The sequence below is a fragment of the Hydrogenophaga sp. genome, assembly GCF_036675665.1.
Lineage (GTDB): Bacteria > Pseudomonadota > Gammaproteobacteria > Burkholderiales > Burkholderiaceae_C > Hydrogenophaga.
In genome coordinates this window covers 1-2071 of the sequence record NZ_JAKFEO010000072.1, presented here as the reverse complement: position 1 = coordinate 2071, position 2071 = coordinate 1, and the positions used below count along the sequence as shown (strand labels likewise).

3 protein-coding genes are annotated in these 2071 nt (G+C 65.0%); all 3 read right to left on the bottom strand.

Translation table 11 applies throughout. The features are described from left to right. Positions 1 to 910: HAMP domain-containing protein (locus tag V6M63_RS18910; protein WP_332744356.1), on the bottom strand; the 910-nt coding region annotated here is incomplete at its 3' end. Positions 911 to 949: 39 nt separating this feature from the next. After that, entirely contained in the window at positions 950 to 1408 is a 459-nt protein-coding gene (locus tag V6M63_RS18905; RefSeq protein ID WP_332744354.1) for a cache domain-containing protein, read from the bottom strand. A gap of 74 nt (positions 1409 to 1482) precedes the next feature. Continuing rightward, the coding region (locus V6M63_RS18900; protein ID WP_332744352.1) for a methyl-accepting chemotaxis protein at positions 1483 to 2071 on the bottom strand (589 nt) is incomplete at its 5' end.

Below are 2071 nucleotides of genomic sequence, written 5' to 3'. Positions count from 1 at the left end.
GCTCCATCGAGGCCGCCGTCTCTTCCAGGTTGCTCGCCGCCTGCTCCGTGCGCGCGCTCAGGTCCTGGTTGCCCGAGGCAATCTCGTACGAAGCCGTGTTGATGCTGTCGGTGGCGCTGCGCACCTGGCCCACCGTCTGGATCAGCGAGATCTTCATCGCCCCCAGCGCATTGAGCAGATCACCCAGCTCATCCTTGCGGTTCGTCTGCACCTCCACATCGAGGTTGCCATCAGCCACCTCGCGCGCCACATGGGCCGCATGCACCAGTGCTTCGGCCACCCGGCGCAACATCACCCAGGCCACCGCCACCACGGCGGCGGCAGCCACCAACGACAGCAGCGTGAGCAGCCAGTTCATCCGACTCGACTCCTCGTTGGCCACAGTGGCCGCGGCCGCGGAGATGTCTTGCATCTGCTGCTTCACCGCAGCCAATGACTTGGCCAGCCTGACATACGCCTCATCCGCGCCCTGCATCGCCGCCACACCGGTGTTCGGATCCACCGTGCCCAGATCGATGGCCGAATCCGAACGTTTGAGGAACTCGCCGATCTGGGCCGTGGCGGTCTGCAACTCCGGGCGCACCGGACTGTCGGCCGGAGCTTTCTCCGCCAGCACGCCCAGCACGCGCTGGATGCCCTGCGATTGTTCGGCCATGGCCTTGCGCAGCGCCGCGGTCTTGGTCTCTTCCACCGAACCGATGATGGTCATCAGCCGGTACACATCCACATGCATGCGGCCCACCTGGTCCTGCACGTCGGAGAGCGACTGGAGCTGCTCCAGCTCTTCGGTGAACCGGGCACTGGCGGCCAGGGAAGACTGGCCGAAAAAGTACGTGTTCAGCTGCCCGGTGGCCAGCACGACGGCCGCCGTGATCACCGGGGCGAGGATCAGCTTGTGGCTCAGTTTCATGTCGGCTCCAGGGCTGTGGGAATGGTCAACGGCGAGCGATTACTTGTAGATGCCGCCGCAGACCACGGCGTCTTCCAGCTTCTCGCAGTACATGGCCTTGGGCTCGATCTTCTTGTTCGTGGGGTTGGTGAACTTGTAGTCCTGCCAGAACGTGCCTTTGCTCTGGGCCAGTTCAACGCGCTCCTTCACGAACAGCTTGCCGTCGATGTCCTTGAGCTCGATGAGGTTCTTGCCGATCATCTTTTCGTTGGCGCCGTGGGCACGCACCGTGCCGTCCAGACCGTAGACCACCAGGTAGAGGTCGTCCTTCTTGAACTGGCTTTCCTTGCTGCTGATTTCGGCATGGCCCTTGTCTTTGCCGTTGGTCTTCATGAAGGCCACGCCCTTCTTGACCATGGCGGTGGCGTCTTCGGCGGTGGCGCCAGCCTGAGCGCTGAACGAAGTGGCGAACAAGGTGGCGGCCACGCAGGCGCCGAGGGTGTTGCGGATGTGTTTCATGGGGTGGTCCTGACGGTTGAGAGGGTTGGCAAAAAGGGGCGTTGGCCGCATCAGCGGCTCAACGCCGGGGGGGCTCAGAAACTTTCCCAGTCGCCTTCTTCGCCGGCCGCCACGGCCTGGCGAACAACGGGCGCAGGGCGGGCAACGGGGGCCGGTGCGGGCAAACGCTTGGCAGCCTCGATGGGCGCCACCACGGACGCTGCCTCCTCGGGCGCAGCAGCCTTGGGGCTGGTCGACTTGGCGCCAACGGGTTTGAGGCTGATCGGCTTGTGCGCCACCGGCTTGAAGGTGCTGGCAGGCTGGGAGACCGCCACCACCGCTGGCGCGCTGTGGGCCTCATCGATGCGGAAGATCCTGATGACCTCGGTGAGGCGGCTGGCCTGGTCTTTCAGGCTTTCGGCGGCCGCGGCGCTCTCCTCGACCAGCGCGGCGTTCTGCTGCGTCATCTGGTCGAGCTGCGTTACCGCCACGTTGACCTGGCCAATGCCGTCGCTCTGCTCGCCCGCCGCCGCCGTGATCTCGCCAATGATGTCGGAGACACGCTGCACCGAGCCCACGATCTCGCTCATGGTCTGGCCCGCATCGGCCACCAACCTGGAGCCCGCTTCCACCCGGTCCACGCTGGCACCGATCAGGTTCTTGATTTCCTTGGCCGCCTCGGCA